This is a genomic window from Labrys sp. ALF-8 (genome assembly GCF_059699065.1).
The window spans coordinates 219,828-242,501 of the sequence record NZ_AP048543.1; the positions used below are offsets into that span (position 1 = coordinate 219,828).

Sequence of the window (22,674 nt, forward strand, 5' to 3'; positions counted from 1 at the left end):
GGTGATTTTCGACCGTTGTGGATAACTTTAGATCGAATGCGCTTAGTTGAGCCGCCCCACTCTCTGCGGCCGGATTTCATTGAATAAACGTTTCGGTCGAGACCTCCTGCTTTGTGGTGAATACCATGACTCCTAACAGCTTATCGTGCTCATCTACCCAAATACCGATATAGCCTCGATCAGTTTCTATAGCGCCTAGGCGCACCGGCACGTCCTGCGCAGCAAGGGCTTCGATCGTCTCGTCCAATCCGATTGCAGCCCCAGGCTTGTAATATCCGGATCGCTTCCTGAAGGAATGAAGATCGGCAACTGACTTCGATGATTGAAGCAAGGTGTTCGGACCATCCTCGCGGCGCACCTCAGCTGACGACAGCAATTCAATGGCCGCATCTATGGCTCGGCCAAAGCGATGGTCTCCAACGTTAGCATGGAGAAGTTCGATCATTGCAATCTCCGTCATGGAATGGGTGTTACCCCGGCGCCCGTCACCGGCCCGCGAATTAGATACTCCGACTCTCCAAGCCCCATAGCGTTGCCAGGTGACCAAACGGCCGTGCCCGGTGCAAACGTGTTGGAGAGCACCACACCCGAACCGCTCTGTCGGGTCGCGAAGCCTTCAGCAACACTGTAATCTGATGTCCAAGATGTAAACTCGCTAGCGGTATTGCCGAGTGCGTGCGAAGCCATACTCGCGTCGCCGCCTATCGGATTGGCGATACCATTGAGAGCATTACTGTAACCCGGATGCAGCGCGTCCACGCCTCGATACAGCGTTATGCCTTCCTCGGTTCCTTCTGCGGCCGCCCTTGGCCCGAAGAACTCGACCCCACCCACTGTATATGGCGCATCTTCGATGACGATGCGAGCAAGATCGGCAAGGTATCCTGTGGCGGCACCGGCGACGATCTGGGTTCGATCGCCCAATGAGCCGTACTGCCAGATCTGGGAAGTCGCCCGGTCGGAGACGGCGCTCAGGCCGTAGGTGAGATTGAAACCGCCGCCATAGGGGCTCACGATATCTCGGGCGTTCGGTACCTGGCTCGTCCCTCTTCCGCTGTTGTAGATGCTGTCCGCGGCATGCCCGCTCGGATCCGTGGCATTGACGGGATCGTTTCCGGTGTAGGCGTAGAGGTTGAGGCCGCCTTGTGTTCCGATGGGATCGGTCTGGAGGAAGCGCCCGAGGGTTGGGGAGTAGGCTCTCGCGCGGTTGAAGTAGAGGCCGGTCTCGGCATCGAAGCGCCGGCCGGCATAGCGGAAGGCGGCGCTGCCGGGGCCGGTGACGGTGGCGAGCCCATAGGCGGTGTAGGCGTATTTTTCGGTGACCTGACCGGCGGCGTTGGCCAGCGCGATCACCGAGCCGAGGCCGTCCTGGAACTGGTAGGTTCGCACATTGGCGGCGCTGACCGAGGCGATCGGCTCGTCGAGCCCGGCGCCATAGACATAGCGCGTGGTCAGGGCGAGCGAGGTGCCGGTGCCGGTGTTCTGGTACTCGGCGATCTCCTGGTCGCCATAGGAGGCCCAGGCCGTCGTGATGCCGTTGACCGTCTTCGATTGACGGCGCCCGAGAGCGTCATAGGCATAGCTGACATTTGTGTCCGACTTGCTCGCCGAGACCAGGCGGTTCTCGGTGTCGTAGCCATAGGTCCAGACGCCGTCACCGGTCAGGTTGCCGCGAGCGTCATAGACATAGCTGGCCGCGCCCGTGCCCGTCAGGGCGGTGTACTGGTTAAGGCTGTTCCTGGCATAGGTCGTGCTGCCCGGTGTCAGTCCGGAAGGCAGGAAGGTGGCATCGCTCGCGGCCAGGCTGGCACGCTGGTGGTCCTTGTTGAAGGTCTGCGTCAGCGTCAGGCTCGAGCCGTTCCAGGCATGGGCCAGCGAGGCGAGCTGGCCGGCGCTGGTATAGGTGAGCGTGTCCGAGGCGATCGCCGCCGCCGCCGGACCGTAGGAAGCGGCCGAGCGCTGCGACAAGGTGTTGAAGCTATAGCCAGTGATGCGGATGCCGCTGGCGACCGAGCCTTCATAGACGCCCGTCAGGCGGCCCAGCTGGTCGATGTTGTTGGACACCGTGTAGCTCGCACCTGGCCAGGCCAGGGATGTGCGATTGCCATTGGCATCGAGCGTGGCGCTGATCGTGCCGAACATCGGCGTCGTCTCGCCGGTCTTGCGCCCGGCCGTATCATAGAGGATCTGCGTCGGGGCGCTGTCTCCGGCGGCCTGCACCGTCAGTATGTTGCCGGTATAGTCATAGCCGTAGCTGATGGTCGGCTGGCCGTCCGGCGCCTTGGTCACGGGTCGGTTGAGGGCATCGTAGCCCATCACGATCCGCGAGCCGTCGCGGCGTTTGAATACCAGATCGTTGCCGGCGGCATCGAAGCTGTGCATGTCGGCATCCGGCGCACCGGACGTGCCGTCGGGATAGGCGAGCTGATCGTTGCGACCAAAGCCGTCATAGGAATAGGTCAGGGCATTGCCGATGCCGTCCGCAAGGGTGGCGAGAAGTCCGCCCGAGCCCGGATAATAGGTTCGCGTCTCTCGCGTCACCGTGCCCAGGTTCTGTGTGATCGAGGCATCGAGCGTGCCCGAGACACCGTCCTTGACCCAGATCACGCGGGAAGCAAGGTCATAGCCATAGATCACCTGACGGCCCGAGGAGGAAGTCGTGCTCGCCACCCGGTTGATGACGTCATAGGCCGTGGCCGTGGTGGTCGCGTCGGGATTGGTGACCAGGGTCGGCTTGTTGGCCGCGTTGTAGGTCGTGGTCGTGGTCATCCAGGTCGTGGAAGTGATGGCCTGCGCCGTCGTCAGCCTGTTGCCATTGGCGTCATAGGTGAACTTCGTGATGTTCGCGGCGAAGGGCGAACCCGGGGTGACCTGCGCGAGCTGACGATTGGCGTCATAGGCATAGGTGGTGGCGAAGCCCTTCGCATCCGTCGCGGTGATCTTGTTGCCGACGGCGTCGTAGGTCGCCGAGGTCGTCAGGTTCAGACGGCCGGCGCCAGCATCCTGGACTGTGGACAGCAGGTCGAAGGTGGTGGCCTGATAGGCAAAGGTCGTCTTGCGGCCTTCTGGATCGGTCACGGAAGCGGGCAGGCCGTGGGCGCCATAGGTCATGGTCGTCACGGGCGCAACCGTTCCGGCGACACCGGGCTTGGCCACGGCCGGCTGGGTGATCGAGCTCACGTTGCCGGCGGTGTCGTAGGCGTAGCTCGTCACACCGCCGAGCACATCGGTATGGGTCAGCGGCTTGTTGAAGGTGGCATGATAGGTCCAGCTCTCGGTGACAGGCACCGCCGCCGCTCCCGTCACCCGGTCGACCGCACCGGGGATGGGCGTCCTGGTCTGGCTCAGCACGTTGTTTCGGGCATCATAGGTCACAGTGGTGGTATTGCCGAGGGGCCCGGTGGCCCTGATCAGCCGCCCGATGCCGTCATAGTCCGCCGTCGTCTTGTCACCGGCCTGGTCGATGTCCTTGGTCTGGTTACCGTTGGCATCGAAGTAAAGCGCATGGGTGCCCCCTTCCGGATTGACCTCCTGCGAGCGGAAACCATTGGCGAACAGGTAGGTCCAGATATTGCCGAAGGCATCGGCCTGCGTGAGCACGTGGCCCCAGGCATCATAGACATTCGTCATCGCGGCCACGGTCGGAAAGGCCGGATATTTGATCTGCGTCAGCAGGCTCTTCTGGGCGTCGGAATAGACGAAGTTCGTGACGGCAGCTTTGGGATCGGTCACGCTGTTGAGCGTGGCGCATTGGATCAGGCCGGTGGTCTGGTTCAGACCATTGGCGGTATAGGTGTAGCTAACCGAGCGGGTGCCGTCGGTGACCTTGGTCAGGTTCGTGCCCGTATAGGTGAAGGTCAGGCTGCGTCCCAGGTTGTTGGCGACCTTGCTCAGGAGCTTGGCCGCGCCCGTGCCCGTGTAGGTGAAGGTTACAGTGTTGCTATTGGTATCGGTCCAGGACGAGATGAAGCCGTCGGCATCGAACTTGGTGACCACGCCGGTCTTGTCCGTGATGGTGACGGTGTTGTCCGCGTTGAGAACGGCGACCGAGCCATCCCCGGGCGGGGGGACATAGGTGCTGCCGCCGGCGGCGGTCGGGATCTTGGCGAACTTCTTGGTGCCGTCGTCGAGATTGAGCGTGAGGGTGTTCTTGACGAGCTGGTCCATCAGCCAGCTGGACGACAGGGAGGAGATCACGACATTCGGCAGAACGGGCGAGGAAGCCGTGTTGAGGTTCTTGATGGTGTAGAAGGCGACCACCGTCGGCACGGCGGCGAGAGGATTATGAGCGCCGAAGCCCTCGTAGCCGTCGCTGTCGATCAGCACGGAGGTCATGAAGTTGTGGCGCCATCCCCAGCCCAAGGGGCTTTTGACGTTTATATTGTGGGAGCTGTAGCTGCGCTTGAGCGCCAGCCCAAGAGGGAAATCCGCGGAGCCGACGTTGAGGTCTTGATGATCGTAGAGATAGTCGCCGTGCAGGAGATCGATCGGCTCCAGGCTCGTTGGATAGCCCCGTTGCGTATTATCCCAGGCGATGAGCTGGGCCATGCTCGGTACCGCAGTATAAACGGTGCCGCCGATACCGTATCCTCCCTTGTATCCACCGGAGATGCGATGGGCGAGGATCTGGGTATTGTCGCTGGCGATGCTGTATTCCAGGAAGCCCGCGCCCGTCCAGGTGCCCACCGTGCGTTTGCCATCTTGAGGCAGGATGGTCTGGCTGTTGGGGTTGGACGTCAAAAACGTGGTGACCTCGGTCAGGTCCGCGGCCGCCCAATTGGTCAGCAGCGGCTTGACGCTATTCCAGTTCGCGGCGGTTGCCTGGATGAAGCCGGTGCCATCCTGGTTGGCATAGTCGAACATACGAATGGTGGACACCGCCTCGGTGCCCTGCATTTGACTGACGGTCGATGATTCCAACGTCGAGCCAAATTGCGCCATCGCCAACGCAACACCGTTGATGTCGCTTTGGGAAATTCCAGTGATCGCGGGTGATACACTGGCAAGCCGCAACGGAAAGTCGACATAGACCCCCGTTCCCGACATCGCGCCGGTGAGGCCGACAGCCGCAAGGCTGGCAGGCACCACATTCGAGAGGTTGCCGATGAGATGGGTGGCTTCGTTGGACTGGGCCAGATAGCTTCGCCCGATGATGTCGAAGACATAACCGTTCAAGCCGGACTGGTCGACCCCCACCGTGCTCAGGGCCTTGATGCCGGAAGCAAGGACCGTCTGGATATCCGTGATCTGATCGCGGCCGATCTCTCCCGCCGCCAGGATCAAATTGTAGCTTCCACCGACGCCGACCCGCAGATGAACCGTATAGGGGGTTGCCGTGGAATAGGGGAAGGTGACAGTGACGTTGACCGTTTGGCTGGTGCCAGCCGTTGCCGCCGGGCCCGAGGTGATCACGCTGCCATTGACATAGAAGGTCGGTACATTGCCGGCATAGCCCAGGGTCAGGGAGCGGCCGGCAAGCTGACTTCCGTAGATGATGGCAGGCGTGGTCACGGGGCTCGAGCCGTCGGTCGTATTGGACAGCGTGTAGCTGAACACGATCTCGAGCGCGCTCGGTAGATCCGTGTAGAGCGTTCCGCTCGCCGGCAGGGTCAGCCCATAATTACCGTCGGTGATATCATGGCCGCCAAAGAGCTGCTTGGTCGAGCTCGAGGGCGCGTTGGCAGTGATGTAATTGGCGAGGTTCTGCGAATAGGTGTTGAGCTGGGTCTTCAGGTTGGCCTGGTTGATCGCCTTGATTGAATTGACGCCGGCCGGCATGCCACTCACCACCGACGATCCGGACTGCGCGGCCGCCGTCAACGCAGCTTGGCTATAGCCCATGGCCGTACCGACATCGATGGGCGCATAGGCCGTGTAGGACTTGAGGGACGGGTCAAGCTCAAGGGTGCTGCCCCCTGTCGTGACTTCCGTCCATACCCGCGTGAGAGTGACGCTGGCGGCAGGTCCACCCGTCGTAACGCAGGAGCCGCCGGTCGACAACATCACGCAGGCCGGTATGCCACCTCCGCCGATAACCTTCGCCAGCAAGGCCGCGTCGTTCTGCACGCCGAAGAGATTTGCCACCGCCGCCGCGGGCAGCGTGACATCGCCATACCTGTAATTGGCGGTGATGCAGGATTGGCGCAGCAGCGTGACGAACAGGACGTTCTGGTCGATATTGTTGCCGCGCTTAGAGTAATAAGTGCCCAGCGCGCCTTTGGCCGAGCCGAAGGTCGGCTCGAACTCGACGCTGTAATAGACATATTCGTAGATGAGCTGCTCGTCGTAATTGAGCGCCCTGGCCAAGGAAGCGATCTTGGCATCGGTGGTCGGTGGGGTACAGCTGAGTGTCTTGGTCCCGTCGGCCCAGGCCTCACGGGTGAAGGACATGTTCAAGGCCAGACCGATGAACAACGCAGCACACAGTGCCAGGACAAATTTGACCGTCCGGAACATCTTCAACCCCACATAAAACTTCTTAAAAAAATCGAACGCCGAACTCACCCGAAGGACGATTACGGCTTGCCGTTCATTCCGCCGGTGACCGCTTGCCGGCGCTTGCGCCGGTCGGCATCCGCGCCTTGTCTAGCGGTCGCGAAAGCTGCCCTCGGCAGGCCTGCCTGGGTCACCGACGAGGTTGGCAGGTCATGGCCAGGAGGAGGCGAGACATCGAGGGCAACAGGGGGCTTGCCCGACGACAGGTCCTTGGCATCGAGCGGCGGGACGGTGCTGGCGGGGACCACGCGGGATGACAGGAAGCGGGCAGCCTGGCTGGGCGAGGCCAGGGGCAGCTTGATGGCCCCGACGGGGAGCGGGGCTCCGGGCAAGCCGGAACCGATCGCTGGCGGGCTTTGGGCCTGGGCGGTGCCATCGCAGAACCAGATGCCGGCAAACGATGCGAAACAGGCCCAAAAAGCAGTTCTACGAAGGATCATGCCTGTTGCCTCCGGCACATGCGGCGTCAAAAGTTACAAAAAATTAAGGTCTTTAATTACGTCACTTGACACAGCGTTTTTAGCCTGTCAACTGATGCATAGCGCGTTTGATCGCTTGTAATGGAGTCATGATCACATTATGCAAAAAAAGCGTATTGTATAAAGTGCCGATTCTATAGTTTTATACTTCAGCGCGGTGGCGCGTGATGGTCGATTCAAAACCTTACAAGACGGTATAGTTTTAAACCAGGAACACAACTGATGCGGAAAGATCGTGCGGGCTTCGTATTTGCAGTCGCATTGACCAGTGCGCTTGCGCCGGCCGCTGATAAGGCCGCGGCCCAAACCGCCGGCAATGTCATCTATAAATATGACAGCAATGGCCGCCTCATCAGCGATGATTACGGCTCGGGCAATTCAAGCGCTTATAGCTACGACGCCGCGGGAAACCGCATCAGCCAGTCTACAAATGGAACGGCCGTACCTACCCCGACACCTACTCCAACGCCCACTCCGACTCCCACGCCTACCTGTACCCCCGGGACATGGACTTGGACTTCTCACGTCGCGCGTCAAACCCGTTTTATTGCCGCATCGGCCGACGGAATGAAACTCTTTACTTCGCTGCGTTTTCAAGCATCGACCGATGGAGGAAACACGTGGATTCAAAGAAATTCACCTGGATCGCTCATTCCTCAGTATGGAAATGTAGTCGCGTCGGCCGACGGCATGAACTTGGCAATGGTTGCGGCAGGCTCCGCTACTAGTTTCGCGGACATATATACGTCAACTGATCAAGGTATTACCTGGATTGATCGTACCGCTGCCGCCAGTCCAGAGTGGCATGATATTGCATCTTCATCGGACGGCACGAAATTGGTAGCCGTTGTCGGTGGCAGCTTTTCCGACTATATCCACACCTCGACGGACGGCGGAGCGACATGGGTTACGCGTACAGCGTCCGGTTCAAGAAGTTGGGGCTACGTTACTTCGTCGACAGACGGCACGAAGCTCGCGGCCACTGCATCTCCAACTGGATACATTTATACTTCAGCAGATAGTGGCGCAACTTGGACCGCAAGGACCGCTGCGGGAAGCCGATCTTGGGGGAAAGTGACATCTTCAGCGGATGGTGTAAAACTGGCTGCCGTTACGTATCCTGGATACATCTATACTTCAGGAGATTCGGGCGTGACGTGGGTTGCCCGAACGGCGGCCGGCAGTGGAAATTGGCAATCAATTGCATCGTCCGCTGATGGAACAAGGTTAGCGGCCGTTGCATCGGGATATATATACGTTTCGGCCGACAGTGGCGCCACATGGATTAAGCAAACAGCCACGGGCACTCAAGCTTGGACTACTATTACCTCATCGGCAGATGGAACAAAGCTCATTGTCGGTATTAATGATTTTGCAACTAATCCCAACCAAGTCTGGACCGGGGCGTACTGTTCTCCCTGAGCAAAATTAAGCAACGAAAATTATTTGTGTTATAGTTTCTGGTAGACAGGCCGTATCGCATCCAAGTGTAAAAGAATGAAGTTTCTATCCGTCCCTCAACTGGATTGCTTCAAGGAGTATCCCGATCCGCCGGAGCTTGTTCCTGGCAGCCCCGAAAAACCTTGGATGGATGCCACGACACAACGGTTTGCCTATCGCTGCACGCCGTTAGGGATTGCCAATTCGAGCGGCTGGGACCTCATTCTTCCCTCCGCGATCGAGGTGACCTGGACCGGACGGCCAGGCGTCGAGGATATCTTGATCTGGGGGCCCAATGAGCGGCGCATGCAGGCGATCGTCTCATCGGTCTTCGGCCATGGCGTTCTCACCTTTCATCCAGGCTATCTGTTCAGGACCTCGCCCGGCTGGGCGCTGAACGTAAGGGGGGCTCCCAACACCGTAAAGGATGGCATCGTCCCCCTCGAGGGCCTCGTCGAGACGGAATGGCTGCCCTTCACCTTCACGATGAACTGGCGATTCACACGGCCGGGAACTGTTCGCTTTGAGGCAGGCGAGTCCTTTTGCTTCATCACCCCTGTCGCTCACGGGCTCTTGGACTCGATCAAGCCTCGATTGCGTCGTTTCGAGGAGGATCCGGAGTTGCGGAGCCGCTATGAGGCCTGGCGCCAGAGCCGCGCGGAGTTTCAGGGGAAAGTGGCGGCGCAGGATCAGCAGGCTGTCGAGGCGGGCTGGCAGAAGAACTACGTCAGGGGACAGGATCAGGCCACAGGCCAGAAGGCCCCGTTTCATCGCTCGAAGCGCAAATTACACAGGCCCGTTTAGCTCGTGCCAGGAGCAGTTCTTATCGAGGCAATTTCGCGCCTTGGCTCGCAACAAGGCTGGGCCTTTGCAGACGTGCCAAACTTTATGAGACGAGCAACATGCTGCGTGGTTTTACATTGACGCTTCGAGGCCGGCGACGCGATCGCCCCTCTGACAGCCAGGCGGGCTTCACACTGATCGAGGTTCTCGTGGTCCTCGTCATCATCGGTCTGATCATGGGTCTGGTTGCGCCGCGCGTGCTGAACTACCTCTCGTCCTCCAAGGAGAAGGCGGCACACCTTCAGGTCAAGTCCCTGTCGGGGGCCGTCGATCTCTATTATCTCGACATGGGCCGCTATCCCTCGTCGAGCGAAGGGCTGCAGGCACTCGTGCAAAAGCCCGCCAACGCCTCGAGTTGGGGGGGGCCCTATCTCAAGGATACCAGCGTGCCGCCCGACCCGTGGGGGCGCGCCTATGTCTATCACGCGCCCGGAGCACGCGGCCCCTATGATGTCATCTCGCTCGGGCCGTCCGGCCAGGATGGCGGTGCCGACAATATCTCCAGCGATCAACCCTAGGCGTTCGACCTCCTAAGGAGATCATCCACCTTGCCTGATACCGCCATCACTCAGGATCATGCCGGCATTTTCGCCACGCTCAGCTCCATCCTGATTGGCGACGGCATCGTGGAAGCCTCCAATATCGCCCGGGCCGAACGCGCGGCAGTGCAATCGGGCGAGCGCTTCGACCATGTCCTCACCAAGCTTGGTCTGGTGTCCGAGGCCGCCCTGACCACGGCGCTATGCCGATCCCTTGGGTTGGAGCCGGTTGCGCCGCCTGACTTGCCGGCGCAACCTGTGCTCCCCGAGACGATCAGCGCGAGGTTCGTCCGCGCCCGCCGCGTGCTCCCCCTCGCTGCCAATGAGACGACACTTCGCGTGGCCGTGGTCGATCCCCTCGATCCCGAGCCGGCACAAGCCCTCGCATATGCCTGCGGGCTGAGTGTCAATACCCTCATCATCGCCCCCAGCGAGTTTGAGCGCGTTGTACAGTCGCTCTACGCCGAGGAGGAGAGCGCCAGGGCCAGCGCCTCGGACGCACGGGCGGGCGATGCCAGTGAGCTTGACGTCCAGAGGCTGCGTGATATCGCCAACGAGGCTCCGATCATCCGGCTGGTCAACCAGATGATCGGCGAGGCGGTCGAGGCGCGCGCCTCCGATATTCACATCGAGCCCGGCATTGGTGATGTGGCGGTGCGCTATCGTATCGATGGCAGCCTGCGGCGGGCCATGTCCTTGCCCTCCGGTCTGCGGGCGGCGGTGACCTCGCGCATCAAGATCATGGCCAAGCTCGATATCGCCGAGCGCCGCTTGCCGCAGGATGGCCGCATCAAGCTTGCCGTGCGCGGCGTCGACATCGACTTTCGTGTCTCCACCATCCCGACCATCTATGGCGAGAGCATCGTCATGCGCGTGCTCGATCGTTCCAGGGTGGAGCTCGACTTCGAGGCGCTGGGCTTCTCGGGGCGCGACATCGCCGAGCTCGGCCGGCTGACCGGGCAACCCAATGGCATCGTGCTGGTGACGGGCCCGACGGGATCGGGCAAGACCACCACCCTCTACGCCGCTCTCAAGGGGCTCAACCGGCCGGACAGCAAGATCTTCACGGTCGAGGATCCTATCGAGTATCAGCTCGCCGGCATCAACCAGGTACAGGTGCAAGCCAGCATCGGCCTCGATTTCCCGCACGCGCTGCGCTCGATCCTGCGCCAGGATCCCGATATCATCATGATCGGCGAGATCCGCGACGTCGAGACCGCGCGCATCGCCATCCAGGCTTCGCTGACTGGCCATCTGGTGCTCTCCACCCTGCACACCAACAGCGCGGCCGCCACCATCACCCGCCTCCTTGACATGGGGACGGAGAACTACCTCATCGCCTCCACCGTCAACGGCATCCTGGCCCAGCGCCTGACCCGTCGCCTGTGCCGGCATTGCGCCCGCCCGCACGCCAATGCGGAGAGCTGGGCCCGGGAGATCCAAAAGCAGCTCAGAGCTTCTCCCAGCGGTTTGAACGTGACTTGCTCTCCCGCCATCCTCTCGCCCACGGGGTGCGAGGCCTGTCACGGTACGGGCTTTTCCGGGCGCCTCGCCCTGGTCGAGCTCATGCCGATCGATGAGCGCCTCAGGACCCTGATCCTGGGCCGGGCGCCCGACGTCGAGCTGGAGGCAGCGGCGCGACAATCAGGCATGAGCACGCTGCTCGAGGACGGGCTCCACAAGGTCTGGTCGGGATCCACCACTATCGAGGAAGTCCTGCGCATCACCCGAGCTGAAGCATGAACGCCGATCGGACCTCCTATCGCTATCGCGCCTACACGGCCTTGGGCCAGATCGAAGAGGGCAGCGTGGAGGCGCCCTCCAGCGAGCAGGCGATGGAACAGATCTGGGCGCGTGGCCTCACTCCTTTCGAGGCCGAGCGCGAGGGCGGCGCAGATGCCACGCCGTGGTGGCGTCGGGATATTGCCTTCGGAGGCGGCGGCAAGAACCCATCAAGCCGCGCGATCAGCGATTTTACCCGCGAGTTCGCCATCCTCAGTGAGGCCGGCATTCCCCTCGACGACAGCTTGCGCATTCTCGGCGACCAGACCGTTTCCGGCCCGATGCGTCTCATCTGCCGCTCGCTGTTGGATGCCGTGCTGGATGGCGCCCTTCTCTCCGAGGCCTTGGGGGAACATCCTCGCAGTTTTGGACCGGATTACGTCAACACCATTCGCGCCGGCGAGGCAGGCAGCAATACGGGCCATGTCCTCGGCGAACTCGCCAGCCTGTTGGAGCGCCGGCAAGAACTGGCGGGCAAGATCAAGTCGGCCCTGGTCTATCCGGCGGTGCTGGTGACGATGGCGCTGTTCGCTATCGGCGTCATCATGAACGTGCTCATTCCCAACATCGCGCCGATCTTCGCCCAGAATGGTAAGGAGCTCCCGACCTTCATCGCCTGGATCGTCTGGCTCCAGGCGAACTGGCAGCCGATCACTCTCGCCTTGGCGCTAGCGCTCGCGGGCATGGTCATCCTCGTTCCCCTGAGCCTCAGAGTTGCCTCGGCGCGCCTGTGGCTCGACCGGACCTTGACCCACCTGCCGTTGATCGGCTCCCTGATGGTCAAGCGCGAGGTCGCCCGTTTTGCCCGTACCCTGGGCACCTTGCTGCGCTCTGGCGTGCCGATGATGCCGGCCTTCGCCTCGGCGCGTCAGGTCGTCCGCAACCGCTTTCTGGGCGCGGGATTCGAGGTCACATTGGAAGATCTGCGCGACGGCCGGGGCCTTGCCAAGGCGCTGGCCGAACATGCCGCCCTACCGCGGGTCGCCCAGCAGATGATTGCCATTGGCGAGGAGGCGGGTAAGCTCGATCGCATGCTGATCCGGCTGGCGGACAGTCTGGAGCAGCAGACGCAACGCCAGATCGACAATCTGATGACCCTGCTGACGCCGGCGCTCACCCTCATGATCGCGGGGCTGATTGGCACCCTCATCTTCACGGTGATGAGCGCCATCATGTCGATCAACGAGCTCGCCGTGCAATGACGAGCAGCCGCAAATCCTCCCTCCTTCAGGGGCGAACGAATGCGGGTTTTACCCTGATCGAAGCCTTGTGCGCCCTGGTGATCATCGGCCTGGTCATGAGCCTGGCGCTTCCTTCCCTGCTCCACAAGCCAGACGGGCCGCAAATCGAGGCCGCGGCACGCCAGATCGCCGGCATGATGCGATTGGCGAGGACCGAGGCTATCGCCAGCAATGCGCCAACCCTGGTGATGATCGATACCGACAAACGCCTCATCACCGCGACCGGGCATCAGCCCGTCCATATCCCTCCCATCATCGGCATCCACCTCGTCGCGGCCAAGCAGGAACAACGGGGAGGGATGGAGGCCGGCATCCGCTTCTATCCGGACGGTACCGCCAGTGGCGGCGATGTCGTGCTCTCCCTTCATCAGCGCGATACTCGCATATCGGTCAATTGGCTTGACGGCGAAGCCCGGACGGTGCTTGGCGCGGGCCTGAATCAGGAGGCCCGCACGGGTTCCAAGCGATGAGGGAGCCCGTCGCGAATGGCCGGGGTGGGTATCGAGCAAGAATTTTGAAGCATGAGCATCACGGGCCGAGATTTAGGTGCAGTCGCGGGAACGAAGGCTTCACACTGGTGGAGGCGCTGGTCTCCTTCGCCATCCTCGCCCTCTTCCTGACCATAACCTTCGCGGCCTTCTCCCAGGTCCTACTGGAGGACAGGCGCGCCGATCTCAGCCGCCATGCGCTGGCCTTGGCGCGGTCCGAGCTCGATCGCATCGGCATCGTCGAGCCCCTGGTGCCTGGACAGCGCTCCGGCACATGGGAAGATGGCTATACCTGGCAGGCCGAGATCAAGGCCGCCGCCGCCCGCCAAAGCGGGGCCTTGGCGGGCTATTGGATCACAATGACGGTCTCGCCACCAAAGGCCAATCGCGACGCCCCCGCCATGAGCCTGACCACCTTCAAACTGGCGCGTATGCAGCGATGAACCGCTCGCCTCTGCCTCGAGCTCGTGCCCGCGAAGGCTTTACGCTGATCGAGCTTCTAGCGGCCTTGGCCATCACCACGATGCTCGCGACCTTTGCCATTGGCGGCGTACGATTTGCCAGCAAGGTCTGGAATGTTCAGCGCGATGCGGGCGAGCAAGGCCAGTTCGAGGCGGGCGTGGCACGCCTGACCGACTTCATCGCCAAGGCCGAGTCGGCCGCGGGGTTAGATGAGACAAGAGGCATCGCCGCCCTCCTGTTCAAGGGGCATGGCCAGGACGCCACCTTCGTCAGCCTGAGCGAGGGCTACGCGCTTCGAGGGGGATTGAACCTCGTCAACCTGCAATGGCAGGCACCGCGGCCGGGCTCGGGCGAAGGCGGCCAGCTCCTGGCGCGCACGGCGGTGTTCCGGCCTGTGGGACAGGCCGCCCCTTGGAGCGAGCCAGTCGTGTTGCTGAGCAAGGCTTCCAGGTTCGCCATACGCTACTTCGGCGTTCGCCAAATCGGGCAGGCACCGCAATGGTATGGCGACTGGCTTGGGCAGGATCGGCTTCCCTTTCTTGTCGAAATCGAGTTCGACGTCGAGCTTCGTGGCAGGCCCCAAAGCCAGCACCTCTCCATCGCCTTGCACAACGGCTCGTCGTGACAGCCTTGCCAACCCCGCCCTCAAATACGTGTGCCCATGTCGTCAGCGTCGATCCTGGCTCTCCTCTTCATCGTGGCGGTCTCCAGCTTCATCACCGTCATCGACCTCCGGCTCATGATCATTCCCGATGCCTTGAACCTCATCTTGGCGATCGGTGGCGTGCTGGCGGCCACTTGGCTGCCTGCCATCGGCCTGCAAGCCTCGATCCTCGGCATGCTGGTCGGCGGCCTGGGGTCATGGGCCTTGCGCCAAGGATATTACCGACTGAGGAGCTATCACGGCCTCGGCCTGGGCGATGTCAAGCTACTCGCGGCCGCCGGTGTCTGGACGGGCCCCGAGGGCCTGGCTCCCCTTCTGCTGATCGCTTCGCTCTCAGCACTTGTCTTCGCCCTGGTGCGATCCTTGCAGGGCAAACCTTTGGGCCCGACCCAGAGACTCGCCTTCGGCCCCTTTCTCTGTCTTGGCCTCCTCGGGGTCGCTCTGCCTCAGATTATCGGACAACAACCCTTCTACGACCTGGCGCTGCCGTGAGAGGGGCCTGCTCCCTGGCGGGATCGAATGCTCCGCGCTACTCGACGACGACCGGTGACCCGATCGGAACGCGTTCGTAGAGATCGATGATATCGGCGTTGGCCATGCGGATACATCCGGAGGAGACGGACTTGCCGATCGAGGCTGGCTCGTTCGTACCGTGGATGCGATAGAGCGTATCCCCCAGATACAAGGCCCGCGCACCTAGAGGATTGTTCAGCCCGCCACTCATACGCCTGGGCAAATCTGGCCGGCGCTGCAGCATCTCTGGCGGCGGAAACCAGTCGGGCCAGGCCCGCTTCTGGCTCACCACCTCGCGTCCCTGCCATTGGAAGCCCTGCTTGCCGACCGCGATGCCATAGCGAAGCGCCAGGCCACCGCCCTCCACGAGATAAAGCCGCCGTTCCTGGGTCGAGACGACGATCGTCCTGGGCGCATAGCGATCATAGGCGACCTCGGAACGGGGAATGGCGGAGGCCTGCTGCGAGGCGAGTGCGTCGTCCTGAGTGCCGGCGTCCGGCAGCACTGGCGAGGCCGCTACCCCTTCCGGTTCATCATGAGCCTGGAGGGGTTCATCGAAGATACGTTCGCCCCACAGCCGTTCACCCTCACCGTCGCCGATCAACTCGGCATCCCGCGCTCCGCGAGCCCGGGGCAGGCGTCGCGCGCTGGCGTAGGAAGAGACCAGCGCGGAAAGGGTGATACCCACCAAGAACGCGCGCCTGCCGATCGCAACATGTGTCAAAGCCACCGGCGTTCCTCAACTGGAGGGCGAGCAGATGGTACCGGCAAAATTCTCGCGGCGCCGTGCTTCCGGCGATTTCCTTCGAGTGTCAGGGGAAATATCGGCATAATGGGTTATGTTGCTATGCAATCGATCCAATGCGTCCGACAAAATTTGGCTTTTCAATGAATGTGTCTGGATCGCAATCTGGAGCCAGGAACGACACTTGCGCGAAGAAAGCGCCTCCCGGTACGACTTTATTGTCCCATTCTACGACTATAGCCACAGTCGGCTTTTTTGTCTCGTTCTCAATGCGGGCCACGTCGAATATGCTCCCCAATAGACGGCCGGAACCTGACCTCTACAGCCAATTCTCTACGCGCAACGCTCGTATGCGCGAAAACTCGCGGGTGTTATCCGTTACCAGTGTCAAATCGAGCGCATATGCATGAGCCGCAATCAGCAGGTCGTTCATACCAATAGTCTGGCCAGCCGCTTCCAATTCGGCGCGAATGCCACCGTATTCGGTGTCAGTCGGAATATCCAGGGGCAGCACCGGGATCGTTTCAAGCACGCTTTGCACCCTGGCCAGCAGCTTGGCCGATCCTTTCTTTGCGCAACCATAGCGAAGCTCTGCGGCGACAATGATGCTTGTGAAGATCTCTTTTGGTCCGACCTCCTCGATGCGCCGAGCCGCCGATCCGATTGGGTTGCGGATAAGATCACTGATAATGTTGGTGTCCAGCAGATACCCGCTCAAAATATGTCCTCCGGCCGCGCGGGTATATCCTCGACAGACGGAAACTGATCTTCTGCCTCAAGCACCGGCTCCTTCCTCCACTCGGCTAACAGTTCAACAATGTTGCTCGGCCTGGTGACGGGTTCAATGATGAGCCTGGTGCCTTCACGGTGGATCAAAACACGATCGCCAGGCAGTTCAAATTCAACGGGGATGCGAACGGCCTGACTGCGGTTGTTGCGAAATAGCTTGGCTTCCTTCGGCCTGGACCGTGTCGATAAGGCGGGCATGGCGTGGACCTTTTTTGTATATGCCACATTGTATATGCAAACAGGGGTGTCGGCAAGCCTCTCCTGACACTGGCTCTCGATCGCATCTTGTTCCTCCCTAATTAGACGCCGCCCTCGAAGGACGATCTTTCCAGCGCAGTGATAGGCGCGGCGATCGTGTCCGCCTCAAGCGCTCTGGGCAGGTCGTGCTCAGCTTGGTCGAGGCAATAGCACATCAGAGTCGACAAGCAATCAGCATCAATGGAGGGTTCATTTTGCATTGGGTAGCCGGCTAAACAAAATTCCATAATGCTTATTTTCCGCGAATCCGATCCGGGCTATAGCGGGGTGTGTTCAATTTCGAAATGCGAATTGCCAGTGATGTCAAAGGCTTGCCGCTTATCCCTGCCTCACCACCAAGTGCACCTAGTCCCAGATCAGTTGTACGCATCCGGCGAGGGCCACAAATGCTATGGTCCGGATCAATTCAATATAAGTCGCACCTGGGAACCATCGACTACCACGCTGCGAATGAGTTCGAAGAGCGATTTTCCCTCACCGCTTTCGGCGATGGCTAGGTCAATTTGGACTTGTTGGACATTTGTCGGGTGACAAGTCACGAGTTTGCGCTTTAGCCACTCTGCCATTGCTGAATGATCGAGGGCCCGAGCACATTGTGCGTGATCAACGAACTCAAGCTCGTAGGGCAGGTCTGGTGGCCACCATAAGTAGTCGTTTAGGGCATCAAGATTTCCATTCCACTCGCCCCCAATTGGACCGATGAATCCGATATTCATCGCAGTCACGAAGTCCCCAAAAGTTCTAACGCGGCCACAATCGACGATAAAGCGCTTCATCTCGCACTCCCGTGTTGAGACGTGGGCATCCGGTTGGCCTTCCTGCATAGTCGCAACCCAGCATGTCGGGCGTGGCATCGGCTAATACTTATGGGACAGGTCTCCTCGATCTGCGCCGAGGAGGGCCTTAGAGGGCTATCGCGTCGACAAAGTTGTCATCTTCACCCGGTGCGGCGCGCCAAATACCCCTAAATTTGCCCTATTTAAGAACGCCAAACACCGCCGTTTCCCGCACAAAAAGCATCCGAATAAATGGACTGCGGTGAATAGGCGTAGAGACGGCGGGGCAATCGGCGAATAGAAAGTTCGCGTCACTTGCGGTTTTGCTGGCGCGTTCCGGATTCTGTGCAGGGTTAGCATAGTCCGTCGTTAATGGCCGCTTCGTGCGTCATCCTCGGACGCCAAAAGCACGCTGGCTCGCTTCCGAAAACCGACATTCATTATGACGTATCCGAAGTTCAACCGATTGTTTCAACATATGTATTCGAATCGCGCCTGACCCACCATCCACACAGTGGCGTTGCGCCTCAATGACGACATGGCGAGGCTTCGTCCCTGGTGACCTCCTGGATGAAATCCAGAAACGCCCGAACCTTCGCCGGCGGCAGATGGCGCGAAGGATGATAAGCGTAGAGTGGATAAAGCTCCTCCGACCATTCCGTGAGGATCGGTACGAGTTCCCTACGCTCCACGAACGGGTCCAAGCCGATCGCGAGGCTCTGGAAAATGCCCTGGCCCGCCACACAGGCGGTTATCGCCATCGACGGATCGTCCAGGACCAGTCGGCTTGAAACCTTGACCTCGACGATTTCTCCGTCGCGGTGAAACTCCCAGGGAAAGGGCAGGCCCGTCTGCGGGTCGCGGAACTGAAGAGCCTCGTGATGGACGAGGTCGTGAGGCGATTGGGGTGTGCCGTGCCGATCGAGATAGGTCGGCGCCGCAACGGTTAGGATCGGCGTCTCCAGAAGCTTGCGCGAGATGAGGGATGACTCATCGGGCGGACCGAAGCGCACTGCCACATCGATACCAGCCATCATCTCCTCCCGGTAGTTGCTGGTGGAGAAATCGACCGAGAGCAGAGGATAGCGGAGGAGGAACTGTTGGAGCCTCGACGCGAGCACCATCCGCGCGAACCACGGGTCCACCGACACCCGCAGCCGGCCGCGCACGATGGCCGCCGCGCCTGCGGCCTCGGCTGCCGCCTCGTCGAGCCCCGCGAGGAGCGGCATCACCTGCGCGTTGAACCGTTGCCCTTCCTCGGTAAGGCTCACCTCCCGGGGATTGCGATCGAAGAGCCGCACGCCGACCCGCGCCTCGAGACGCGCGACGGCCCGGCTCACGCCTGAAGGCGTCAACCCAAGCATCTCCGCCGCACGGGCAAAATTCCCGGCCTCCGTCACGGCGGCCAGAACGCCGACGCCGGTCAGCAGTCGCGTGTCGAAAGCCATTCCTTCTTCCTTTACCGGTACCACAACTTCAGTGAATCGAAGTCACCATAGCACTGACATTAATGCGCGTGAATCACATCCAGGCCCGACGTAGAACATCGGCATCGCAATGCCATCAGGGGCGAACCGCCGAACAAATCGGTCCTCCCCCGAGCCGGAAAGGAGTGAGCCATGAATCCGATAACACGCAGAACCATGCTTCAGCATGGAAGCATGCTGGGGGCCTTTCTGGCTCTCGATGCGATCAGCCCCGCCTTGGCCGAGACGGCACCTGCTGCCTCGTTGCGTAATTCCGCAGCGATCGATGCTGCCTTGCGCGGCGGCGTCTCCCGGCACGATGTCGCCGGTGTCGTCGCGATGGCGCGCACGGCGAATGGCATCGTCTACGAGGGGACCTTCGGCACGGCGAACGTGGCGACAGGTGCGCCGATGACCATCGACACCGTGTTCTGGCTGCTGTCGATGACCAAAGCTTTCACTGCCACCGCCTGCATGCAGTTGATCGAGCAGGGCCGTATCGGTCTCGACGACGACGCGGCGAAATACTTGCCGGAGCTCGCGTCGCCGCAGATCCTCGATGGCTTCAGGGCGGACGGCGCGCCGCGCCTGCGCCCGGCCAAGCGCGCCATCAAGGTGCGCCATCTGCTGACGCACACGTCCGGCTACACCTATTCGATCTGGAGCGAGGCGCTCACCCACTACGAGCAGGTGACGGGCATGCCCGACATTGCGACCTGCAAGAACGCCGCCTTCACCGCACCGCTCGAATTCGAGCCGGGCGAACGCTGGGAATACGGCATCAGCATGGATTGGGTCGGCAAGCTGGTGGAGGCGGTGTCCGACCAGTCGCTCGAGGTCTATTTCCGCGAGAACATCTTCGCGCCGCTCGGCATGAAAGATTCGGGCTTCCTCATCGGCTCGCAGCAGAAGCGGCGCGTCGCCAGCTTCCACAGCCGCCGTGCCGATGGCGGGCTGGAGTCGGCGCCGTTCGAGATGCCGCAGAGGCCTGAGTTCTTCATGGGTGGCGGCGGCGCCTTCTCGACGCCCCGCGACTACATGGCCTTCCTGCAGGCTCTGCTGAACGGCGGCGCGCTCAATGGCGTGCGCATCCTGCGGCCGGAAACGGTCGCCATGATGATGCAGAACCAGATCGGCGAGTTGAACGTTCACGAGATGCGCTCGGCGCAGCCGTCGTTCTCGCGCAGCTTTGACCAGTTCCCCGGCCAGCCGCACAAATGGGGCCTGTCCTTCGACATCAACACGCAAGCAGGACCGAACGGACGCTCTGCCGGCAGCGTCTCCTGGGCCGGCCTGCTCAACTGCTACTTCTGGCTCGACCCGGTGAAGCACGTCACCGGCGCGCTCTTCACCCAGATACTGCCCTTCTACGACGAGCGGGTCGTCGCCCTCTACGGCGCGTTCGAGCGCGAGCTCTACGCCAGCCTCGCCTGACAGGCGCATTCAACATCGATCCTTTTGGAGAAACCATCATGTACGCAATCACCGGAATCACCGGCAAAGTCGGCGGCGCGCTCGCCCGCAACCTTCTGGCCGACAAACTCCCCGTTCGCGCCATCCTGCGCGATGCCGCAAAGGCGGCGGAATGGAGAGCACTCGGCTGCGATGTCGCCTTCGCCGAGATGGACGATGCAGAAAGTCTCGCGTCGGCCTTCAAAGGTGCCGAGGGTGTCTTCATCCTACCGCCGTCGGAGTTCGACCCGGAGCCGGGCTTTCCCGAAGCAAGACGCGTGATCGATGCCGTGAGCGCGGCACTCGTCGAGGCGCACCCTGCCAGGGTTGTGTGCCTGTCGACGATCGGCGCCGATGCGCCGCACGAGAACCTGCTCACCCAGCGCACGCTCCTGGAGAAGGCGCTTGGCGGCATCGGCCTGCCGGTCACCTTCCTGCGGCCCGGCTGGTTCATGGAGAATGCCCAGTGGGACATCCCCTCGGCGCGCGACGAAGGCGTGCTGTACAGCTTCCTTCAACCGGCTGACAAACCATTTCCAATGGTCGCGACACAGGATGTCGGCCGCGCCGCCGCTAAGCTGCTGTGCGAGGACTGGAGCGGAACCCGGATCGTCGGGCTGGAGGGCCCGGCCCGTGTCTCGCCGAATGACCTCGCCCGGGCCTTCGCCGAGGCGCTGGATCGTCCCGTCCGGGTCGAGATCGTGCCGCGCGAGAACTGGGAACAGATTTTCCGCCACCACGGCGCGCGCAATCCGCTGCCTCGCATCCGCATGCTCGACGGCTTCAACGAGGGCTGGATCGCATTTCGCGATGAAGGCGGGTCGGCCGTGAAGAGCACGACGACGCTGCAGAGCGTCATCGCCGAGCTTGTCAACGCCAGCCAGGCCAGGACCGCCGCCTGACACGGATCAAGCGACGCCCTCCAAGGCCGGGCGGTACGCCGCCGGCACGGCATTCGCGAAAGGACATCATCATGGACAGCATCATCACACAGGGCGTCGCCATCCCGCGCCTTGGCTTCGGCACATTCCGCATGCCCGGTGCAGATGCCCAGCCGGTAGTCGAGAGCGCGATCGCACTCGGCTATCGGCATATCGACACCGCCGCTATGTATGAGAACGAGGCTGCGGTCGGCGCGGCCGTGGCGGCATCCGGCGTCGACCGGAACGAATTGTTCATAACCACAAAGGTCTGGCACGACCAGCTCGGCCCGGATGCGCTTTACCGCGCCCTCGATACCAGCTTGCGCAAGCTGCGGCTCGATCATGTTGATCTCTACATGATCCACTGGCCGTCGCGGGACATGGACATGGGGGCGACGCTGGAGGCGCTTGTGGCGCTGAAGGAGCGCGGCCTGACGCGTGCCATTGGCGTGTGCAACTTCAATGTGCCGATGATCCGCCGTGCGGTGGAGGAGATCGGCGTCCCCATCGCCAGCGTCCAGCTCGAATATCACCCCTTCCTGTCGCAGGCGCCGATGCTGGCCTATCTGCGCGGCAGGGGTATTCCATTGACCGCCTATGCGCCGCTCGCTCAGGGGCGCGCCGCCAACGATACGGTGCTCGCCGACCTCGGCTGCAAGCATGGCGCCAGTGCCGCGCAGATCGCCGTCGCCTGGCTGTTGGACCAGGAGAGCGTCATCGTGATCCCGAAGGCCGCGCGTCGCGAAAGCCAGAAAGCCAATCTCGACGCCCTCGCGATCCGTCTCGACGATGACGACCGCGCGGCCATCGCCGCCCTGCCGAAGAACCAGCGTTACGTGCGTCCTCCCTTCGCGCCGGAATGGGACGCCACCGCAGGATAGCACGGCGTCATCTCGATAACCTCATTTCCGATAAGGAGTTTATCATGTCCATGCCCCGTTATCTCGTCACCGGCGCCAATGGCCGGCTCGGCCAATTGGTGATCGCAGAGCTTGCCCGCCGCGTCGGCGCGAAGGCCATCGCCGCGATGGTCCGCGATCCGGCCGCCACGTCCTTTCCCGCGGGCGTCGACGTCCACCAGGGCGACTACGATCGCCCGGAGACGCTCAACCTCGCCTTTGCAGGCATCGACCACCTGCTGCTGATTTCTTCCAGCGCGGTCGGTGGACGTGTCGCCCGGCACCGCAACGTCATCGAGGCGGCAAAGCGTGCCGGTGTTTCGCGGATTGCCTATACCAGCGTTCTGCACGCCGACACCTCGTCGCTCGAACTGGCAGAGGAGCATCGCCAGACCGAAGCGTTGATCGCCGCAAGCGGCA

General features: G+C 61.6%; 21 protein-coding genes. 13 read left to right on the forward strand and 8 right to left on the reverse strand.

All coding sequences use genetic code 11. The features are described from left to right. Window positions 1-76: 76 nt before the first annotated feature. The 3 genes from AC6H34_RS34685 to AC6H34_RS34695 form a co-directional block, all read right to left on the reverse strand. Complete coding sequence (locus AC6H34_RS34685) at window positions 77-445, reverse strand: hypothetical protein (protein WP_497542175.1); 369 nt, start codon at window positions 443-445, stop codon at window positions 77-79. 11 nt (window positions 446-456) lie between these two features. Next, window positions 457-6,390, reverse strand: a complete 5,934-nt coding sequence (locus tag AC6H34_RS34690) for an RHS repeat-associated core domain-containing protein (protein ID WP_497542176.1) — start codon at window positions 6,388-6,390, stop codon at window positions 457-459. A gap of 125 nt (window positions 6,391-6,515) precedes the next feature. Next, window positions 6,516-6,935 (reverse strand): hypothetical protein, encoded by a 420-nt coding sequence (locus tag AC6H34_RS34695; protein WP_497542177.1) that lies wholly within the window; start codon window positions 6,933-6,935, stop codon window positions 6,516-6,518. Window positions 6,936-7,196: 261 nt separating this feature from the next. Between AC6H34_RS34695 and AC6H34_RS34700 the strand changes: the two genes are divergently transcribed. The 9 genes from AC6H34_RS34700 (at window position 7,197) to AC6H34_RS34740 (ending at window position 14,925) form a co-directional block, all read left to right on the forward strand. Beyond that, a complete protein-coding gene (locus tag AC6H34_RS34700; protein ID WP_497542178.1) occupies window positions 7,197-8,396 on the forward strand; it encodes a hypothetical protein in 1,200 nt (399 codons plus the stop codon). Between the two features lie 75 nt (window positions 8,397-8,471). After that, window positions 8,472-9,218 (forward strand): DUF6065 family protein, encoded by a 747-nt coding sequence (locus AC6H34_RS34705; RefSeq protein WP_497542179.1) that lies wholly within the window; start codon window positions 8,472-8,474, stop codon window positions 9,216-9,218. A 98-nt stretch (window positions 9,219-9,316) separates the two neighbouring features. Beyond that, window positions 9,317-9,775, forward strand: coding sequence for a type II secretion system major pseudopilin GspG (gene gspG / locus AC6H34_RS34710; RefSeq protein WP_497542180.1), 459 nt, complete (start codon window positions 9,317-9,319; stop codon window positions 9,773-9,775). A 30-nt stretch (window positions 9,776-9,805) separates the two neighbouring features. Beyond that, complete coding sequence (locus tag AC6H34_RS34715; RefSeq protein ID WP_497542181.1) at window positions 9,806-11,539, forward strand: GspE/PulE family protein; 1,734 nt, start codon at window positions 9,806-9,808, stop codon at window positions 11,537-11,539. Further along, a complete protein-coding gene (locus tag AC6H34_RS34720; protein ID WP_497542182.1) occupies window positions 11,536-12,780 on the forward strand; it encodes a type II secretion system F family protein in 1,245 nt (414 codons plus the stop codon). The genes AC6H34_RS34715 and AC6H34_RS34720 overlap by 4 nt, the downstream gene beginning before the upstream one ends. After that, window positions 12,777-13,289 (forward strand): GspH/FimT family pseudopilin, encoded by a 513-nt coding sequence (locus AC6H34_RS34725; RefSeq protein ID WP_497542183.1) that lies wholly within the window; start codon window positions 12,777-12,779, stop codon window positions 13,287-13,289. The genes AC6H34_RS34720 and AC6H34_RS34725 overlap by 4 nt, the downstream gene beginning before the upstream one ends. Beyond that, a complete protein-coding gene (locus tag AC6H34_RS34730) occupies window positions 13,286-13,750 on the forward strand; it encodes a pilus assembly FimT family protein (RefSeq protein WP_497542184.1) in 465 nt (154 codons plus the stop codon). Before AC6H34_RS34725 ends, AC6H34_RS34730 begins: the two co-directional genes overlap by 4 nt. Next, on the forward strand, window positions 13,747-14,394 hold the full coding sequence (locus AC6H34_RS34735) for a prepilin-type N-terminal cleavage/methylation domain-containing protein (RefSeq protein ID WP_497542185.1): 648 nt from the start codon (window positions 13,747-13,749) through the stop codon (window positions 14,392-14,394). The genes AC6H34_RS34730 and AC6H34_RS34735 overlap by 4 nt, the downstream gene beginning before the upstream one ends. 36 nt (window positions 14,395-14,430) lie before the next feature. Then, window positions 14,431-14,925: a prepilin peptidase gene (locus AC6H34_RS34740; protein ID WP_497542186.1), complete on the forward strand. Its 495-nt coding sequence runs from the start codon at window positions 14,431-14,433 to the stop codon at window positions 14,923-14,925. Window positions 14,926-14,962: 37 nt separating this feature from the next. Here the strand turns inward: AC6H34_RS34740 and AC6H34_RS34745 are convergent, their stop codons facing one another. The 5 genes from AC6H34_RS34745 to AC6H34_RS34765 all read right to left on the reverse strand — a co-directional run bounded on the left by AC6H34_RS34745 (window position 14,963) and on the right by AC6H34_RS34765 (window position 18,962). Then, window positions 14,963-15,523, reverse strand: coding sequence for a L,D-transpeptidase (locus tag AC6H34_RS34745; protein WP_497542202.1), 561 nt, complete (start codon window positions 15,521-15,523; stop codon window positions 14,963-14,965). Between the two features lie 487 nt (window positions 15,524-16,010). Continuing rightward, window positions 16,011-16,409 carry a type II toxin-antitoxin system VapC family toxin gene (locus AC6H34_RS34750; RefSeq protein ID WP_497542187.1) on the reverse strand — a complete coding sequence of 133 codons (399 nt, stop codon included), beginning with the start codon at window positions 16,407-16,409 and terminating at the stop codon, window positions 16,011-16,013. Further along, window positions 16,406-16,678 (reverse strand): antitoxin, encoded by a 273-nt coding sequence (locus tag AC6H34_RS34755; protein ID WP_497542188.1) that lies wholly within the window; start codon window positions 16,676-16,678, stop codon window positions 16,406-16,408. The genes AC6H34_RS34750 and AC6H34_RS34755 overlap by 4 nt, the downstream gene beginning before the upstream one ends. A 461-nt stretch (window positions 16,679-17,139) precedes the next feature. Next, window positions 17,140-17,514, reverse strand: a complete 375-nt coding sequence (locus AC6H34_RS34760) for a barstar family protein (protein ID WP_497542189.1) — start codon at window positions 17,512-17,514, stop codon at window positions 17,140-17,142. Between the two features lie 527 nt (window positions 17,515-18,041). After that, the gene (locus AC6H34_RS34765) at window positions 18,042-18,962 is read right to left on the reverse strand and encodes a LysR family transcriptional regulator (protein ID WP_497542190.1); all 921 of its coding nucleotides are present in this window, start codon (window positions 18,960-18,962) and stop codon (window positions 18,042-18,044) included. A 171-nt stretch (window positions 18,963-19,133) separates the two neighbouring features. Here AC6H34_RS34765 and AC6H34_RS34770 point away from each other — a divergent pair, with 171 nt between their 5' ends. The 4 genes from AC6H34_RS34770 to AC6H34_RS34785 all read left to right on the forward strand — a co-directional run. After that, window positions 19,134-20,414 (forward strand): serine hydrolase domain-containing protein, encoded by a 1,281-nt coding sequence (locus AC6H34_RS34770; protein ID WP_497542191.1) that lies wholly within the window; start codon window positions 19,134-19,136, stop codon window positions 20,412-20,414. Between the two features lie 38 nt (window positions 20,415-20,452). Further along, complete coding sequence (locus AC6H34_RS34775) at window positions 20,453-21,334, forward strand: NmrA family NAD(P)-binding protein (protein WP_497542192.1); 882 nt, start codon at window positions 20,453-20,455, stop codon at window positions 21,332-21,334. Window positions 21,335-21,405: 71 nt separating this feature from the next. Continuing rightward, a complete protein-coding gene (locus tag AC6H34_RS34780) occupies window positions 21,406-22,236 on the forward strand; it encodes an aldo/keto reductase (protein WP_497542193.1) in 831 nt (276 codons plus the stop codon). A 44-nt stretch (window positions 22,237-22,280) separates the two neighbouring features. Further along, window positions 22,281-22,674: NAD(P)H-binding protein (locus tag AC6H34_RS34785; protein ID WP_497542194.1), on the forward strand; the 394-nt coding region annotated here is incomplete at its 3' end.

Coding starts and splice junctions, on each gene's coding strand:
- AC6H34_RS34705 (WP_497542179.1), top strand. CDS start 8,472: ATGAAGTTTCTATCCGTCCCTCAACTGGATTGCTTCAAGGAGTATCCC.
- AC6H34_RS34725 (WP_497542183.1), top strand. CDS start 12,777: ATGACGAGCAGCCGCAAATCCTCCCTCCTTCAGGGGCGAACGAATGCG.
- AC6H34_RS34695 (WP_497542177.1), bottom strand. CDS start 6,935: ATGATCCTTCGTAGAACTGCTTTTTGGGCCTGTTTCGCATCGTTTGCC.
- AC6H34_RS34720 (WP_497542182.1), top strand. CDS start 11,536: ATGAACGCCGATCGGACCTCCTATCGCTATCGCGCCTACACGGCCTTG.
- AC6H34_RS34760 (WP_497542189.1), bottom strand. CDS start 17,514: ATGAAGCGCTTTATCGTCGATTGTGGCCGCGTTAGAACTTTTGGGGAC.
- AC6H34_RS34765 (WP_497542190.1), bottom strand. CDS start 18,962: ATGGCTTTCGACACGCGACTGCTGACCGGCGTCGGCGTTCTGGCCGCC.
- AC6H34_RS34770 (WP_497542191.1), top strand. CDS start 19,134: ATGAATCCGATAACACGCAGAACCATGCTTCAGCATGGAAGCATGCTG.
- AC6H34_RS34755 (WP_497542188.1), bottom strand. CDS start 16,678: ATGCCCGCCTTATCGACACGGTCCAGGCCGAAGGAAGCCAAGCTATTT.
- gspG (WP_497542180.1), top strand. CDS start 9,317: ATGCTGCGTGGTTTTACATTGACGCTTCGAGGCCGGCGACGCGATCGC.
- AC6H34_RS34690 (WP_497542176.1), bottom strand. CDS start 6,390: ATGTCCTTCACCCGTGAGGCCTGGGCCGACGGGACCAAGACACTCAGC.
- AC6H34_RS34740 (WP_497542186.1), top strand. CDS start 14,431: ATGTCGTCAGCGTCGATCCTGGCTCTCCTCTTCATCGTGGCGGTCTCC.
- AC6H34_RS34685 (WP_497542175.1), bottom strand. CDS start 445: ATGATCGAACTTCTCCATGCTAACGTTGGAGACCATCGCTTTGGCCGA.
- AC6H34_RS34780 (WP_497542193.1), top strand. CDS start 21,406: ATGGACAGCATCATCACACAGGGCGTCGCCATCCCGCGCCTTGGCTTC.
- AC6H34_RS34775 (WP_497542192.1), top strand. CDS start 20,453: ATGTACGCAATCACCGGAATCACCGGCAAAGTCGGCGGCGCGCTCGCC.
- AC6H34_RS34735 (WP_497542185.1), top strand. CDS start 13,747: ATGAACCGCTCGCCTCTGCCTCGAGCTCGTGCCCGCGAAGGCTTTACG.
- AC6H34_RS34700 (WP_497542178.1), top strand. CDS start 7,197: ATGCGGAAAGATCGTGCGGGCTTCGTATTTGCAGTCGCATTGACCAGT.
- AC6H34_RS34730 (WP_497542184.1), top strand. CDS start 13,286: ATGAGGGAGCCCGTCGCGAATGGCCGGGGTGGGTATCGAGCAAGAATT.